We start from the raw sequence: 16943 nt of genomic DNA on the forward strand, positions 1-16943 counted from the left end.
CTACCCCGCAGGCATCCCACTGCCTGCGGTTTATTTCAATCGATTGCCATCGCCTTCACGATCCCGCACAGTAACGCTATTCCAGGCACCCGCTAATAACTATGGAGCCACTATGCCCGAAAACATGCAGCCCGATAATCTCGATCGCGGCATTCTGATCGCCCTGATGGACAACGCCCGTACCGCCTACGCCGAGCTGGCAAAACAGTTCAACGTCAGCCCAGGAACCATCCACGTGCGCGTAGAAAAGATGAAGCAAGCGGGGATCATTAAAGGCACGCGGGTTGAAATCGATCCGAAGCAGCTGGGCTACGACGTCTGCTGTTTTATCGGCATTATTCTCAAAAGCGCGAAGGATTATCCTTCTGCACTTGCCCGTCTTGAAGCGCTTGATGAAGTGGTGGAAGCTTATTACACCACCGGACATTACAGTATTTTTATCAAGGTGATGTGCCGATCTATTGATGCGTTACAGCAGGTACTGATCAACAAGATCCAGACGATTGATGAAATTCAGTCCACGGAAACGCTGATCTCGCTACAGAACCCAATCATGAGGGCAATTAAGCCCTGATCGGGCGCTTATCCTCCCTCCCCGCGGCAACTTCCGGGCGATCCTGTGAATCATTTTATGCACAGATGTTTTCCTGAGTGCTTAATGTGGTATCCGCATAATATCCCTACTTACCCACAGGTAGATCCCAGCCTGATCACAGAGTACAATGCCCACCTTTGTGACTCAGGGACCCATCATGGCCGACATTACCTTAATCAGTGGCAGCACCCTAGGCAGCGCGGAATACGTTGCCGATCATCTGGCAGAGAAGCTGAACGAGGCCGGTTATACCACCGAGACGCTGTATGGTCCGGAACTGGATGAAGTGAAGCCTGAAGGGATCTGGCTGGTGGTGAGCTCTACCCACGGTGCAGGTGAACTGCCTGAAAATATCCAGCCGTTCTTCGATGCATTAAAAGAACAACAGCTGGATCTGAGTAACCTGCGTTACGGTGCAGTAGGCATTGGTAACCGTGAATACGATCTGTTTTGTGGTGCCATCGATCAGTTTGAGACGTTGCTAAGTTCTCTGGGCGCTAAGCGTATTGGCGATTGCCTGAAAATCGACGTCCTTGAGCACGAGATTCCGGAAGATCCTGCCGGTGTTTGGGTGGAAACCTGGAAAGAGTTGATCTAAATATCACCTCGATCGGGCTGAGATCGACGGTTAGATCCGTCCGATCGGCGTTTTTCAGCCCGTGAGTTTTGTAAATTATGTGCTTTTTCGCCTGGTTTATCAGCATTCATCTGTGGATAAACATGCTTAAATCACGGTAATAACCGGTTGTTATCCCAAGAACAACTTCATACCTTGCCTGGGGCTGTGCATAACATAGTATTTTGATCCCAGCTTATACGGATCGGGATCACCGATCATTCACAGCTAATGATCCTTCCTAATCGATTGATCGTTATCAGCAAAAAGCGCTTATCCACAGACCAGGACGATCCTAATAGAAGATCTAATAAAGAGATCTTTAAATAAAAAAGATCTTCTTTTTAATACGTGAAGATCCCGCCGCTTTCCCCATCGTCTAAAGTTGAGTAGAATTCACGCCCCAGGCAACGATCCCTTAATCGCACAAACCGCGAGGTGCAGTACCATGTTTTATCCAGATCCCTTTGACGTCATCATCATCGGTGGTGGTCATGCGGGAACCGAAGCTGCAATGGCGGCTGCCCGTATGGGTCAACAAACCCTGTTATTAACCCACAACATCGATACGCTCGGGCAGATGTCCTGCAATCCGGCGATCGGGGGTATCGGGAAAGGACATCTGGTTAAAGAAGTGGATGCACTGGGTGGGCTGATGGCCCATGCCATTGACCAGGCCGGTATTCAGTTTAGGATACTAAACGCCAGCAAAGGGCCAGCCGTCAGGGCAACCCGCGCTCAGGCCGATCGCGTGCTGTATCGGCAGGCGGTTCGCACTGCGCTGGAGAACCAGCCAAACCTGATGATCTTCCAGCAGGCGGTTGAGGATCTGATTGTTGAAAACGATCGCGTCGTCGGTGCCGTTACCCAGATGGGCCTGAAGTTCCGTGCGAAAGCCGTGGTGCTGACCGTCGGGACATTCCTCGATGGCAAAATCCATATCGGACTGGATAACTACAGCGGTGGCCGTGCCGGCGATCCGCCATCCATTCCGCTGGCGCGCCGCCTGCGTGAGCTGCCGCTGCGCGTTAACCGTTTAAAAACCGGCACGCCTCCGCGTATTGATGCCCGCACGATAGATTTTTCAGTGCTGGCAACCCAGCACGGTGATACGCCGATGCCGGTCTTCTCGTTCATGGGCAATGTGGCTCAGCATCCGCAGCAGGTGCCGTGCTACATCACCTACACCAATGAGAAAACCCACGATGTGATCCGTAACAACCTCGATCGCAGCCCGATGTATGCCGGGATCATCGAAGGGATCGGTCCTCGTTACTGTCCGTCGATCGAAGACAAAGTGATGCGCTTTGCCGATCGTAACGCGCATCAGATCTTCCTGGAACCTGAAGGCCTGACCAGTAATGAAATCTATCCAAACGGCATCTCCACCAGCCTGCCGTTCGACGTACAGATGCAGATCGTCCGTTCCATGCAGGGGATGGAAAATGCCAAAATCGTGCGTCCTGGCTATGCCATCGAGTACGATTTCTTTGACCCGCGCGATCTGAAACCGTCGCTGGAAAGTAAATATATTCAGGGCCTGTTCTTTGCCGGACAGATTAACGGCACCACCGGTTATGAAGAAGCAGCCGCTCAGGGACTGCTGGCAGGTCTGAATGCCGGTCGCTTCTCTGCGGATAAAGAGAGCTGGGCACCGCGCCGCGATCAGGCTTACCTTGGTGTGCTGGTTGACGATCTCTGCACGCTGGGTACCAAAGAACCGTACCGCATGTTTACCTCTCGTGCTGAATACCGCCTGATGCTGCGTGAAGACAACGCCGATCTGCGTTTGACCGCTGCCGGTCGCGAGCTGGGACTGGTTGATGACGCCCGCTGGGCGCGCTTCAATGAAAAACTGGAGCGCATCGAACTGGAACGTCAGCGCCTGCGTGATATCTGGGTTCACCCGAAATCCGCGACCGTTGATGAGATCAATACGGTTATCAGCGCGCCTCTGACCAAAGAGGCCAGCGGAGAAGATCTGCTGCGTCGCCCGGAAATGACTTATCAACAGCTGATGACGCTGAGCACTTTCGCCCCGGCGCTCAGCGATGAGCAGGCCGCAGAGCAGGTTGAAATTCAGGTTAAATACGAAGGCTATATTGCACGTCAGCAGGAAGAGATCGACAGACAGCAGCGTAACGAAAACACGTTGCTGCCGGTGGAGCTGGATTATCGCCAGGTCAGCGGTCTGTCCAACGAAGTGATCGCCAAGCTCAACGATCACAAACCGGGATCGATCGGTCAGGCTTCGCGTATTTCCGGCGTCACGCCTGCGGCGATTTCCATTCTGCTTATTTATCTTAAAAAGCAGGGACTGCTGCGTAAAAGCGCGTAACGACATAAACAGGGGCGGATGCCATCCGCCCCTGCCCGGCATTTCTGCTGCCGTAAATCTTAATTTTCTGGACCATCGCCTGTGATCAACAAACTTTCCGCCCTGCTTAAGAGCGCCAACATTTCACTGACCGATCTGCAAAAACAACAGCTGATTGGCTACGTGGACATGCTGCACAAATGGAATAAGGCCTATAACCTGACCTCCGTCCGCGATCCTGAACAGATGCTGGTCCGCCATATCCTCGACAGTATCGTGGTAGAACCGCATCTGAAAGGTGAACGTTTTATCGATGTGGGTACCGGCCCCGGGCTTCCCGGCGTTCCGCTGGCTATTGTGCGTCCTCAGGCTCATTTCACCCTGTTGGACAGCCTGGGTAAACGCGTGCGTTTTTTGCGTCAGGTGCAGCATGAACTGAAACTGGAGAATATTACTCCGGTTCAGAGCCGGGTTGAAGATTTTCCTGCTGAACCCCCGTTTGATGGCGTGATTAGTCGCGCATTCGCATCGTTGAACGATATGGTCAGCTGGTGTCATCATCTGCCTGGCTCTGAGGGGCGTTTCTATGCGCTGAAAGGCCTGCTACCCGAGGATGAAATCGCTGCGCTACCGGTGGGATTCGTTGTCGAAAAAATCGCTTCCCTTGCCGTTCCTGAACTGGAAGGCGAGCGCCATCTGGTGGTCATTTCGCCAAAGGGCTGACTTTTTAAGTGAAAAAAACCGCCACTTTTGATGCTGGCGGTTTTTTTTTCGCCATTTTTACCCTTTTGAGAGACGCATATTCAGGGTACTATCAGTTAATAACCACTGGTTTTGTATGATTTTTTTGTGCATTTGAGGGGATACGCTCGTCGCTGAGTTTTAGCCGGTCATCTTTTTTTATTTTTTTCGGACCAATCAGCCTGGACGGAGCTGTTGCTATAGCGTTAAATCAGAGCGCGGAAACGCACTGACAACTTCGTTTACATTTAACGCCCTGTTCACAATTTATTATCACAACGATCACCTTATCCATGGCATTTTAGATAGAGAATAGTCACGTGAGAAAATATATCTTCTTAATAAATTCTCGTAAGTAATGGCTTTGAAGTTGTTAAATATTTGCTGGCGATGTCAATAAGCGGTTTTAATCAAGATAACAGACTGTTTTACTAATAGATCTATTGTAAATTATTGATGTTTAATGTTTTGTTTGGGTTGGTGTAATAATTATTAGCATCAATCTTGTTTCTATATCCTAAATGATATTACTAATTTGTGATCTTCCGCACGCTTTGTGAGCAAAATAGCTCCTGTATTTCAGAAAAATGGACGAATCAGGTGGAAGTCATTTGTTTTGGAAAATAGGCCGCTGGAAAGAATTTTAAATAATTGTTCACCTTTTCTCTACTTATCCATTGAAATCACAGGTGCGCCCCGTATAATTTGCACGTTTTTTGCTGCTTGACTCAAATGAGTAAAGGCAGTTTTATACGACACGCGACATAGCCCGAGCGGGGCAGGAGAATTTCAGCGTCATGTCAGTGTCCCTTTACAGAGTAAAATTTGCCCGAACCGTGCTGATGTTACAGCTGGTGACATTCGTCTTAATCGGTGCGCTGTTTGCCCTTAAAGATTTGACCTGGGGCGTGTCCGCTCTGTTAGGTGGACTGGCAGCCTGGCTGCCAAACATGCTGTTTATGATTTTTGCCTGGCGCCACCAGGCGGGACATGAAGTAACAGGTCGGCTTGCCTGGACGTTCGTCTTCGGCGAGGCGCTGAAAGTGGTCGTTACTATTCTCATGCTAATCGTGGCGCTGGGTGTGTTTAAGGCGGTGTTTACGCCGCTGGGACTGGCCTGGTTATCGGTGCTGATTGTGCAAATCGTCGCACCGGCTGTAATCAACAACAAAGGGTAAGGGCATCATGGCTGCAGGAGAAATCTCTACGCCGCAAGAATACATAGGTCACCACCTGACGCACCTTCAGTTGGACCTGCGTACCTTCGAGCTAGTGAATCCGCACGACGCTCCGGCGACGTTCTGGTTATTAAATATCGACTCCATGTTTTTCTCTGTGGTGCTGGGACTGGTATTCCTGGTGCTGTTTCGCCAAGTCGCGAAGTCAGCCACCAGCGGTGTACCGGGCAAGTTACAGGCCGCTATCGAGTTAGTTGTTGGCTTTGTTGACGACAACGTTCGCGATATGTACCACGGCAAAAGCAAACTTATCGCTCCGCTGGCCCTGACGATTTTCGTCTGGGTATTCCTGATGAACTTCATGGATCTGCTGCCAATCGATCTGTTGCCATACATTGGTGAACATGTCTTTGGGCTGCCAGCATTGCGTGTGGTGCCTTCCGCAGACGTGAACGTTACGCTGTCGATGGCGCTTGGCGTATTTATTTTGATTCTGTTCTACAGCATCAAGATGAAAGGCATTGGCGGCTTTAGTAAAGAGCTGACTCTGCAACCCTTCAACCACCCCGTCTTTATTCCGGTCAACCTGATTCTGGAAGGTGTGAGCCTGCTGTCCAAGCCTGTTTCTCTGGGTCTGCGACTGTTCGGAAACATGTACGCGGGTGAATTGATTTTTATCCTGATTGCCGGCCTGCTGCCGTGGTGGTCACAGTGGGTTCTGAATGTGCCTTGGGCCATTTTCCACATCCTGATCATTTCGCTGCAAGCTTTCATTTTCATGGTCTTAACGATTGTCTATCTGTCGATGGCATCTGAAGAACACTGATTTTTTTCTCAACACTACTGCGTTTTAACTGAAACAAACTGGAGACTGTCATGGAAAACCTGAATATGGATCTGCTGTACATGGCTGCCGCTGTGATGATGGGCCTGGCGGCAATCGGTGCTGCGATCGGTATCGGCATCCTCGGAGGCAAATTCCTGGAAGGCGCCGCACGCCAACCGGATCTGATTCCTCTGCTGCGTACGCAGTTCTTTGTTGTAATGGGTCTGGTGGATGCAATCCCAATGATCGCCGTTGGTCTGGGTCTGTACGTGATGTTTGCTGTCGCGTAAATAACCGATTGTTTATCGCCGGCGCAGGTCAGCGATAAACGGCTTCTGCCGCTGTAAAGGCGGCAGAAAAAGTTAACTTAATAAGAGGCATTGTGCTGTGAACATTAATGCAACAATCCTCGGCCAGGCCATCGCGTTCATCCTGTTTGTCCTGTTCTGCATGAAGTACGTATGGCCGCCGCTGATGGCCGCTATCGAAAAGCGCCAGAAAGAAGTATCTGAAGGCCTTGCTTCCGCTGAACGTGCCAAAAAAGATTTGGATCTCGCGCAGGCTAATGCGACCGACCAGCTGAAAAAAGCGAAAGAAGACGCTCAGGTAATCATTGAGCAGGCGAACAAACGCCGTGCGCAGATCCTGGACGAAGCGAAAGCCGAGGCTGAACAGGAACGTAACAAGATCGTCACCCAGGCGCAGGCTGAAATCGACGCCGAGCGTAAACGTGCACGTGAAGAGTTGCGTAAGCAGGTCGCGATGCTGGCTGTTGCCGGCGCCGAGAAAATCATTGAACGTTCCGTGGATGAAGCTGCTAACAGCGACATCGTAGATAAACTGGTCGCTGAACTGTAAGGGAGGGGCTGATGTCTGAATTTACTACCGTAGCTCGCCCCTACGCTAAAGCCGCTTTTGACTTTGCGGTTGAGCATCAAAGTGTCGATCGCTGGCAGCAGATGCTGGCGTTTGCCGCCGAAGTGGCTGGCAATGAACAGGTATCAGAACTTCTTTCCGGCGCTCTGGCGCCGGAAGCGTTGTCTGGCGCGTTCATCGCAATCTGTGGTGACCAACTCGACGAAGCCGGCCAGAACCTGATTAAGGTTATGGCTGAAAACAAACGTTTGCCAGCACTTGCCGATGTATTGGATCAGTTCATCCAACTGCGTGCCGCACATGATGCGACCGCCGAGGTTGAAGTTATCTCTTCTTCTACATTGAGTGACGCGCAGCTGACCAAAATCAGCGCAGCGATGGAAAAACGTCTGTCACGCAAAGTTAAGCTGAATTGCAAAATTGATAAGTCTGTAATGGCAGGCGTAATCATCCGTGCGGGTGATATGGTCATTGATGGCAGCGTACGCGGCCGTCTTGAGCGCCTTACCGACGTCTTGCAGTCTTAAGGGGACTGGAGCATATGCAACTGAATTCCACCGAAATCAGCGAACTGATCAAGCAGCGCATTGCTCAGTTCAATGTAGTGAGCGAAGCTCACAACGAAGGTACTATTGTTTCTGTAAGTGACGGTATCATCCGCGTCAACGGCCTGGCCGATGTGATGCAGGGTGAGATGATTGCCCTGCCGGGTAGCCGTTACGCTATCGCACTGAACCTGGAGCGCGACTCCGTTGGTGCAGTAGTGATGGGCCCATACGCTGACCTCGCCGAAGGCATGAAGGTTAAGTGTACTGGCCGTATCCTGGAAGTTCCGGTAGGCCGTGGCCTGCTGGGCCGCGTGGTGAACACCCTGGGTGCACCAATCGACGGTAAAGGCGCTATCGACAACGACGGCTTCTCGCCGATCGAAGTGATTGCACCTGGCGTTATCGATCGTCAGTCCGTTGACCAGCCTGTACAGACCGGTTACAAATCTGTCGATGCGATGATTCCAATCGGCCGTGGCCAGCGTGAGCTGATCATCGGTGACCGTCAGACCGGTAAAACCGCAATGGCGATCGATGCGATCATCAACCAGCGCGATTCCGGCATCAAATGCGTTTACGTTGCTATCGGTCAGAAAGCTTCTACCATCGCTAACGTGGTGCGTAAGCTGGAAGAACACAACGCGCTGGCTAACACCATCGTTGTTGTTGCAACCGCATCTGAGTCTGCTGCTCTGCAATACCTGGCACCCTACGCCGGTTGTGCGATGGGCGAATACTTCCGTGACCGCGGTGAAGACGCGCTGATCGTATACGATGACCTGTCTAAACAGGCCGTTGCTTACCGTCAGGTTTCCCTGCTGCTGCGCCGTCCACCGGGCCGTGAAGCATTCCCAGGCGACGTGTTCTACCTCCACTCCCGTCTGCTGGAGCGTGCTTCCCGCGTGAGCGCCGACTACGTTGAGCGTTTCACCAACGGTGAAGTGAAAGGTAAAACCGGTTCTCTGACCGCGCTGCCAATCATCGAAACCCAGGCGGGTGACGTTTCTGCGTTCGTTCCGACCAACGTAATCTCGATTACCGATGGTCAGATCTTCCTGGAAACCAACCTGTTTAACTCTGGTATTCGTCCAGCGGTTAACCCGGGTATCTCTGTATCCCGTGTTGGTGGTGCAGCGCAAACCAAGATCATCAAGAAACTGTCCGGTGGTATCCGTACCGCTCTGGCACAGTATCGTGAACTGGCTGCGTTCTCTCAGTTCGCATCCGATCTGGACGAAGCAACCCGCAAACAGCTGAGCCACGGTCAGAAAGTGACCGAGCTGCTGAAACAGAAACAGTATGCGCCGATGTCCGTAGCGCAGCAGGGTCTGGTGCTGTTTGCTGCCGAGCGCGGCTTCCTGAATGACGTCGAACTGGCGAAAATCGGTAGCTTCGAAGCGGCACTGCTGGCCTTCGCGGATCGCGATCACGCTGAGCTGATGGCTGATATCAACCAGTCTGGTAACTATAACGGCGAAATCGAAGAGAAGCTGAAAGGCCTCCTCGAGACGTTTAAAGCAACCCAGTCCTGGTAATGTCTGGCGGCTTGTCCCTTAGGGGGCAGGCCGCAAGGCTTTGAGGAGAAGCTTATGGCCGGCGCAAAAGAGATACGTAGTAAGATCGGCAGCGTGCAAAACACGCAGAAGATCACCAAAGCGATGGAAATGGTCGCCGCCTCCAAAATGCGTAAATCGCAAGAACGCATGGCGGCCAGCCGTCCTTATGCAGAAACCATGCGCAAAGTGATTGGTCACATTGCGTTAGGTAATCTGGAATACAAGCACCCTTACCTGGAAGAGCGCGCCGTTAAACGCGTTGGCTATCTGGTCGTATCTACCGACCGCGGGCTTTGTGGTGGTTTGAACATTAACCTGTTCAAAAGATTGCTGGCGGATATGAAAGGCTGGGCGGATAAAGGCGTTGAGAGCGATCTCGCCATTATCGGTTCCAAAGGCCTGTCATTCTTCAGTTCTGTCGGTGGCAACGTGGTTGCTCAGGTAACCGGAATGGGCGACAAACCTGCCCTCTCCGACCTGATTGGCCCGGTCAAAGTGATGCTGCAAGCATACGATGAAGGCCGTCTGGACAAGCTGTTTATTGTCAGCAACAAATTTATCAACACCATGTCTCAGTCTCCACAGATCGAACAGCTGCTGCCGTTACCTGCAGCCGATGATTCGGAAGGCGTTGTGAAGAAGAGCACCTGGGACTATCTGTATGAGCCCGATCCGAAAGCGCTGCTGGACACGTTACTGCGTCGCTATGTCGAATCTCAGGTTTACCAGGGTGTTGTAGAAAACCTGGCCAGCGAGCAGGCCGCGCGAATGGTGGCGATGAAAGCCGCAACCGACAACGGCGGAAACCTGATCAAAGAGCTGCAGTTGGTATACAACAAGGCTCGTCAGGCCAGCATCACCCAGGAACTTACCGAGATCGTCTCGGGGGCCTCCGCGGTTTAACCAGGTATACCCTGCTGCGTTTCGAACCGGTGGGGTATAAACGAATTAGGTAGAGGATTCAAGATGGCTACTGGAAAGATTGTCCAGGTAATCGGCGCCGTAGTTGACGTCGAATTCCCTCAGGACGCAGTACCACAAGTGTACAGCGCCCTTGAGGTTAAAAATGGTGATGCTCGTCTGGTGCTGGAAGTTCAGCAGCAGCTGGGTGGTGGCGTGGTTCGTACCATCGCTATGGGTTCTTCAGACGGCCTGAAGCGCGGTCTGGAAACCGTTGACCTTGAGCACCCGATCGAAGTACCGGTAGGTACTGCAACACTTGGCCGTATCATGAACGTGCTGGGTGAGCCAATCGATATGAAAGGCGATATCGGCGAAGAAGAGCGCTGGGCGATTCACCGCGCGGCACCTTCATACGAAGACCAGTCAAACTCTCAGGAGCTGCTGGAAACCGGTATCAAAGTTATCGACCTGATGTGTCCGTTCGCTAAGGGCGGTAAAGTGGGTCTGTTCGGTGGTGCGGGTGTAGGTAAAACCGTAAACATGATGGAGCTGATCCGTAACATTGCGGCTGAGCACTCAGGTTTCTCCGTATTTGCCGGTGTGGGTGAGCGTACTCGTGAGGGTAACGACTTCTACCACGAGATGACCGACTCTAACGTTATCGACAAAGTATCACTGGTTTATGGCCAGATGAACGAGCCACCAGGAAACCGTCTGCGCGTTGCGCTGACCGGTCTGACCATGGCTGAGAAGTTCCGTGACGAAGGTCGTGACGTACTGCTGTTCATCGATAACATCTACCGTTATACCCTGGCCGGTACTGAAGTATCAGCACTGCTGGGTCGTATGCCTTCTGCGGTAGGTTATCAGCCAACGCTGGCGGAAGAGATGGGCGTTCTGCAGGAACGTATCACCTCTACCAAGACCGGTTCAATCACTTCCGTACAGGCCGTTTACGTTCCTGCGGATGACTTGACTGACCCATCACCAGCCACCACCTTTGCGCACCTTGACGCAACCGTGGTACTGAGCCGTCAGATCGCTTCCCTGGGTATCTACCCGGCGGTTGACCCACTGGATTCTACCAGCCGTCAGCTGGATCCACTGGTTGTTGGTCAGGAACACTATGACACTGCGCGTGGCGTTCAGTCACTGCTGCAGCGTTATCAGGAACTGAAAGACATCATCGCCATCCTGGGTATGGACGAACTGTCAGAAGAAGACAAACTGGTGGTAGCACGCTCTCGTAAGATGCAGCGTTTCCTGTCCCAGCCATTCTTCGTGGCAGAAGTATTCACCGGTTCTCCGGGTAAATACGTGTCGCTGAAAGATACCATCCGTGGCTTTAAAGGCATTATGGAAGGCGAGTTCGACCATCTGCCAGAGCAGGCTTTCTACATGGTTGGTTCCATCGAAGAAGCCGTGGAAAAAGCGAAGAAACTGTAATTTTTACCCTGAGTCATTCAGGCTGCAGCAATGCGGCCTGAAGTATGACGGGTTAGTTTCTCAGGAGGTTAATTATGGCTATGACTTTTCACCTGGACGTTGTCAGCGCAGAACTGCAAATGTTCTCCGGTCTGGTACAAAGCATCCAGGTATCAGGTAGCGAAGGTGAGCTGGGTATTCGCCCAAACCACGCCCCGCTCCTGACTGCCATTAAGCCTGGTATGGTTCGCATCGTTAAGCAGCACGGTGACGAAGAGGTGATTTACCTCTCCGGCGGCGTGCTGGAAGTGCAGCCTGGCGCGGTTACCGTGCTGGCTGACACCGCGATCCGTGGTACCGACCTTGATGAAGCGCGCGCGCTGGAAGCGAAACGCAAAGCTGAAGAGCATATGAACAGCTCTCACGGCGATGTTGACTTCGCGATCGCGTCGGCAGAACTGGCGAAAGCCATTGCTAAGCTGCGCGTCATTGAGTTGACCAAGAAAGCGATGTAACTCAGGTTTAAGCTGCAGAATGCCAGTCAGGAAACTGACTGGCATTTTTTTTGCCTGCCGTTTGAGATTTCCACCGTTCTGAAAGCTAATTTCGGGCCAAGAAAAATGTAGTATTCTTAGCGCTAAACCGCTTTACTTTCCTCATCAAAACAAGAATCAGGATGTCTATGTCTACCAGCCCGATGAGCGTGGTGATCCTTGCCGCTGGCAAAGGAACCCGCATGTACTCCGACCTGCCAAAAGTGCTGCACCTGCTGGCCGGAAAACCGATGGTTCAGCACGTTATTGATGCCGCTAAGGTGTTAAACGCGCAGCAGATTAATCTGGTTTACGGTCACGGTGGCGATCTGCTGAAAAGCACGCTGGATGATGCCTCGCTGAACTGGGTGCTCCAGGCCGAGCAGCTGGGAACCGGGCACGCGATGCAGCAGGCTGCACCTCATTTTGCCGATGATGAAGATATTCTGATGCTGTACGGCGACGTGCCGCTGATCTCGGTGGATACCCTGCGCCGCCTGCAGTCGGCTAAACCCGAAGGCGGCATTGGCCTGCTGACGGTGATCCTGGATAACCCGACGGGATACGGTCGTATCATCCGGGAAGGTGGCAATGTGGTTGGCATTATCGAGCAAAAAGATGCCGCGCCGGAACAGCTGCAGATCAATGAAATCAACACTGGTATCCTGATCGCCAATGGTGCCGACCTCAAGCGCTGGCTGAGCAAGCTCACCAATAACAACGCCCAGGGTGAATACTACATCACCGATATCATTGCGCTGGCGCATCAGGAAGGCCGCCATATTGAAGCGGTGCACCCTGCCCGCACCACGGAAACCGACGGCGTCAACAATCGCCTGCAGCTGGCTACGCTGGAACGCGTTTATCAGGCCGAGCAGGCGGAAAAGCTGCTGCTGGCCGGGGTGATGCTGCTTGATCCGGCACGCTTCGATCTGCGCGGTACGCTGGAGCACGGGCGTGATGTAGTAATTGATACCAACGTAATTATTGAAGGCCACGTTACCCTGGGTAACCGGGTTAAAATCGGCAGCGGCTGCGTGATTAAAAACAGCGTTATCGCCGACGACAGTATTATCAGCCCGTACACCGTCATTGAAGACGCGCAGCTGGCCGAAGCCTGCACCGTCGGGCCATTCGCCCGCCTGCGTCCGGGAAGCGAGCTGGCAGAAGGTGCCCATGTCGGTAACTTTGTTGAGATGAAAAAAGCACGCCTCGGCAAAGGCTCCAAGGCGGGTCATCTGAGCTATCTGGGCGATGCCGAGATTGGTACAAACGTCAATATTGGAGCAGGTACAATCACCTGCAATTATGACGGCGTAAATAAGTCGAAAACTATCATCGGTGATGATGTGTTTGTCGGCTCGGATACCCAGCTTATCGCTCCGGTTACAGTCGCTGACGGCGCCACTATCGCTGCCGGAACGACTATTATGAAAGACGTGCCCGCAGCGGGACTGGTCTACAATCGGAAAGAGCAGCAGCTGAACGCCAGCTGGCAGCGCCCGGTAAAGAAAAAATAGGTTTTCAACGGGCTGGGGTTCTCCTCTGCCCGATATAAAAAGCAGTAAACATAAAAATAATCCCCACTCTCTACAAGGCTCGGGGAACCGGTATACACCGGAAAATCAGGTCAGAAGACAACGCTGATGGCATACGAAATGCCATTAAGTCAGGAAAATTTACTATGTGTGGAATTGTTGGTGCTGTAGCGCAGCGTGATATTGCAGAAATCCTGCTTGAAGGCCTGCGTCGCCTGGAGTATCGCGGTTATGACTCCGCCGGTCTGGCCGTTGTTGACCAGCAGGGGCATGTGACCCGTCTGCGTCGTTTAGGTAAGGTCGTTAACCTGGCCGAAGCGGCGGAAGAAACGCCGCTGGTGGGGGGAACCGGTATTGCTCATACCCGCTGGGCAACTCACGGAGAGCCGTCGGAGGCCAATGCGCATCCGCATATTTCCGACCATATCATCATTGTTCACAACGGTATTATCGAGAATCACGAACCGCTGCGCGAGCTGTTGATCGAGCGCGGCTACACGTTTGCTTCCGAAACCGACACGGAGGTGGTTGCCCATCTGGTTCACTGGGAGCAGAAACAGGGCGGATCGCTGCGCGAGGTGGTGCTGCGCACCATTCCTCAACTGCGCGGTGCCTACGGCATGGTCATTATGGACAGCCGCGATCCGTCTACGCTGGTAGCGGCACGCTCCGGTAGTCCACTGGTGATTGGTCGCGGTGTGGGTGAGAACTTCATCGCCTCCGATCAGCTGGCGCTGCTGCCGGTCACTCGCCGCTTTGTTTATCTGGAAGAAGGCGATATTGCTGAAATCACCCGCCGTGACGTGATCATCATCGATCGCGACGGCAATACGGTGAAACGTGCGGAAATTGAATCCAACGTGCAATATGACGCCGGTGATAAAGGGATTTATCGACACTATATGCAGAAAGAAATTTATGAACAGCCCGTCGCGATCAAAAACACCCTGAGCGGGCGTTTCAGTCACGGCGAGGTGGATCTCTCCGAGCTGGGGCCAAATGCCGATGCGCTGCTGGCCAACGTTGAGCATATCCAGATTGTAGCCTGCGGCACCTCCTATAACTCCGGTATGGTGTCACGCTACTGGTTTGAATCGCTGGCTAACGTACCGTGCGACGTGGAGATCGCTTCTGAGTTCCGCTACCGCAAATCGGCGGTGCGTAAAAACAGCCTGCTGATCACCCTGTCGCAGTCCGGTGAAACCGCCGATACGCTGGCGGCGCTGCGTCTGTCAAAAGAGCTGGGCTACCTGGGATCGCTGGCCATCTGCAACGTGGCGGGTTCTTCACTGGTTCGCGAGTCGGATCTGGCGCTGATGACCAAAGCCGGTACTGAAATTGGCGTGGCCTCCACCAAAGCGTTCACCACCCAGCTGACCGTGCTGCTGATGCTGGTGGCGCGCGTGGGCCGCCTGAAAGGTATCGACCCGCAGGTTGAGCACGATATCGTGCATGCCCTGCAGGCGCTGCCGAGCCGCATTGAGCAGATGCTGTCGCAGGATGAGCTGATTGCCGAGCTGGCGGAAGATTTCTCTGATAAACAGCATGCGCTGTTCCTCGGCCGTGGCGATCAGTATCCGATCGCCATGGAAGGGGCACTCAAGCTGAAAGAGATCTCCTACATTCATGCGGAAGCCTATGCGGCGGGCGAGCTGAAGCACGGCCCGCTGGCGCTGATTGACGCCGACATGCCGGTGATCGTGGTGGCGCCAAACAACGAACTGCTGGAAAAGCTGAAGTCGAACATTGAAGAAGTTCGTGCGCGCGGCGGGTTGCTGTACGTGTTTGCCGATGTGGATGCCGGGTTTGCCAGCAGCGAAGGGATGCGGATTATTCCGCTGCCGCACGTTGAGGAGGTGATTGCACCGATCTTCTACACCGTACCGCTACAGCTGCTCTCGTATCACGTGGCCTTGATTAAGGGCACCGATGTCGATCAGCCGCGTAACCTGGCGAAATCCGTCACCGTAGAATAATTTCTGTTCCGCCGTCTCTGTTTACAGATCCCGGCTAAAATATAATCCAGCCTGCTGACCCTCAGCCGGCTGGATTTTTTTTATCTTTCGGCAGCGGGATTATTCGGACGGGTTGCAGGAGCAGGACATGTTACTGAAAAAGTTGATGGCGATACTGATGGGGCTGGGCGGGCTGTTAGGCCTCTCTGGCGGCGTACAGGCAGCGCGTCCACCGCAGCCTGCAATGGATGCACCGGGGGAGTGTCGAGACAGCGCCTTTTTACAGCAGCATCCGCTGACGGAAACTCTGCGTGCCGAGCCTTTTGTTATTTTCTACACCCGCAGCGGCGACAATGCGCCACCGCTGGAGGACACCACCGGCAGCGGCACGCCGGACTACGTCAAAAACGTGGCGATCCAGCTGCTGGCCGCCAATCAGTATTACCAGCAGATGCTGCGGTTAACCCCACCGCTGGAACAACCGCGCTACAGACTGGCTAAAGCGATCCACGTTTATCTGTTTAATTTGCCGCGCGGTAACGGTATGGCCTTTGACGAGGTGACCAGAGTAAAAGGGGAAGATGGCAACTGGCTGCCGTGTGCATTAACGATCCGCATCAGCTCTAAGCTCAATCAACCGCTCAATCCTACCCCGGCCCACGAACTGTTTCACCTCTATCAGTACGGCTACACCCAGTTTAAAGTCGGCTGGCTGCTGGAGGGCATGACGCGCTGGATCGAATCCGCGTTTAACGGCGAGATTATCATGTCGAAAAAACTACAGGCGCGGCCGCCGCTGAAAGGCGCTGAACTTTATGCCCTGCGCTACTCCGCCTGGCCTTTCTGGCAGCGCCTGGCCAGGGAGAAATACGGCACGGTCACGCTATCGCCGGAACTTGAGGCGGTACGCTATCTTGACGGCAATCCGGTCTTTCGCACCACCACGCTGCCCGGCGGAGAGGCGCTGGAGCCTTTGCTTACCCGACTTCAGGAGTTAAGTCAGGAACAGTCGCGACAGGCGAATCTGCCCTACTATCAGTGGCCGGAAAAACTTCAGCAGTCACACCAGTTTGACGATGTTATCTGCCAGGCTATGGAAGGCATTGAGTGTTCTCAGCCGTAATAAACGTGAATGTCCCTTCGCGCAATATCTCATCAGGTATTGCGCGTTAATTCAGCGCCGCTGATTTAAACTCCGTTCGTAACGCCTCAGGGTGTATGTCATAAAAGTGTCATATTTCGTACATTTTACTGTCACCAAACTGTCCTATTTTGCCTCCAGCAGCAAACATTAATCAGATAAACACAGCACTGGCCTGACTTTTAATCCCGTGGA

General features: G+C 53.1%; 16 protein-coding genes. All 16 read left to right on the forward strand.

The genetic code is table 11. The annotated features are described in order from the left end of the window. Positions 1 to 112 precede the first annotated feature (112 nt). Positions 113 to 574: a transcriptional regulator AsnC gene (asnC, locus tag IBT46_RS11850; RefSeq protein ID WP_105595279.1), complete on the forward strand. Its 462-nt coding sequence runs from the start codon at positions 113 to 115 to the stop codon at positions 572 to 574. A 178-nt stretch (positions 575 to 752) separates the two neighbouring features. Next, the gene (gene mioC / locus IBT46_RS11855; protein ID WP_200545833.1) at positions 753 to 1193 is read left to right on the forward strand and encodes an FMN-binding protein MioC; all 441 of its coding nucleotides are present in this window, start codon (positions 753 to 755) and stop codon (positions 1191 to 1193) included. 466 nt (positions 1194 to 1659) lie between these two features. Next, positions 1660 to 3549 (forward strand): tRNA uridine-5-carboxymethylaminomethyl(34) synthesis enzyme MnmG, encoded by a 1890-nt coding sequence (mnmG, locus tag IBT46_RS11860; protein ID WP_200545834.1) that lies wholly within the window; start codon positions 1660 to 1662, stop codon positions 3547 to 3549. Between the two features lie 81 nt (positions 3550 to 3630). Beyond that, complete coding sequence (gene rsmG, locus IBT46_RS11865; RefSeq protein ID WP_200545835.1) at positions 3631 to 4251, forward strand: 16S rRNA (guanine(527)-N(7))-methyltransferase RsmG; 621 nt, start codon at positions 3631 to 3633, stop codon at positions 4249 to 4251. Positions 4252 to 5066: 815 nt separating this feature from the next. Beyond that, positions 5067 to 5447 carry a F0F1 ATP synthase subunit I gene (gene atpI, locus IBT46_RS11870; protein WP_123334656.1) on the forward strand — a complete coding sequence of 127 codons (381 nt, stop codon included), beginning with the start codon at positions 5067 to 5069 and terminating at the stop codon, positions 5445 to 5447. Between the two features lie 7 nt (positions 5448 to 5454). Continuing rightward, entirely contained in the window at positions 5455 to 6273 is an 819-nt protein-coding gene (gene atpB, locus IBT46_RS11875; protein ID WP_105595284.1) for a F0F1 ATP synthase subunit A, read from the forward strand. Positions 6274 to 6323: 50 nt separating this feature from the next. Further along, positions 6324 to 6563, forward strand: coding sequence for a F0F1 ATP synthase subunit C (gene atpE / locus IBT46_RS11880; protein WP_003849523.1), 240 nt, complete (start codon positions 6324 to 6326; stop codon positions 6561 to 6563). 97 nt (positions 6564 to 6660) lie between these two features. After that, on the forward strand, positions 6661 to 7131 hold the full coding sequence (gene atpF / locus IBT46_RS11885) for a F0F1 ATP synthase subunit B (RefSeq protein WP_105595285.1): 471 nt from the start codon (positions 6661 to 6663) through the stop codon (positions 7129 to 7131). Positions 7132 to 7142: 11 nt separating this feature from the next. Further along, entirely contained in the window at positions 7143 to 7676 is a 534-nt protein-coding gene (atpH, locus tag IBT46_RS11890; protein WP_200545836.1) for a F0F1 ATP synthase subunit delta, read from the forward strand. 14 nt (positions 7677 to 7690) lie between these two features. Then, a complete protein-coding gene (gene atpA / locus IBT46_RS11895) occupies positions 7691 to 9232 on the forward strand; it encodes a F0F1 ATP synthase subunit alpha (protein WP_062744104.1) in 1542 nt (513 codons plus the stop codon). 54 nt (positions 9233 to 9286) lie between these two features. Continuing rightward, entirely contained in the window at positions 9287 to 10156 is an 870-nt protein-coding gene (gene atpG, locus IBT46_RS11900) for a F0F1 ATP synthase subunit gamma (RefSeq protein WP_200545837.1), read from the forward strand. A 63-nt stretch (positions 10157 to 10219) separates the two neighbouring features. Further along, complete coding sequence (gene atpD, locus IBT46_RS11905) at positions 10220 to 11602, forward strand: F0F1 ATP synthase subunit beta (RefSeq protein ID WP_105595289.1); 1383 nt, start codon at positions 10220 to 10222, stop codon at positions 11600 to 11602. A gap of 74 nt (positions 11603 to 11676) precedes the next feature. After that, positions 11677 to 12096 (forward strand): F0F1 ATP synthase subunit epsilon, encoded by a 420-nt coding sequence (locus IBT46_RS11910; RefSeq protein ID WP_105595290.1) that lies wholly within the window; start codon positions 11677 to 11679, stop codon positions 12094 to 12096. Positions 12097 to 12263: 167 nt separating this feature from the next. After that, entirely contained in the window at positions 12264 to 13634 is a 1371-nt protein-coding gene (gene glmU / locus IBT46_RS11915; RefSeq protein ID WP_200545838.1) for a bifunctional UDP-N-acetylglucosamine diphosphorylase/glucosamine-1-phosphate N-acetyltransferase GlmU, read from the forward strand. A gap of 164 nt (positions 13635 to 13798) precedes the next feature. Then, positions 13799 to 15628: a glutamine--fructose-6-phosphate transaminase (isomerizing) gene (gene glmS, locus IBT46_RS11920; RefSeq protein ID WP_200545839.1), complete on the forward strand. Its 1830-nt coding sequence runs from the start codon at positions 13799 to 13801 to the stop codon at positions 15626 to 15628. 127 nt (positions 15629 to 15755) lie between these two features. Then, positions 15756 to 16730 carry a peptidase gene (locus IBT46_RS11925; protein ID WP_200545840.1) on the forward strand — a complete coding sequence of 325 codons (975 nt, stop codon included), beginning with the start codon at positions 15756 to 15758 and terminating at the stop codon, positions 16728 to 16730. Positions 16731 to 16943: the final 213 nt, after the last annotated feature.

The sequence above is a fragment of the Erwinia sp. S38 genome (assembly GCF_016624545.1).
Lineage (GTDB): Bacteria > Pseudomonadota > Gammaproteobacteria > Enterobacterales > Enterobacteriaceae > Erwinia > Erwinia coffeiphila.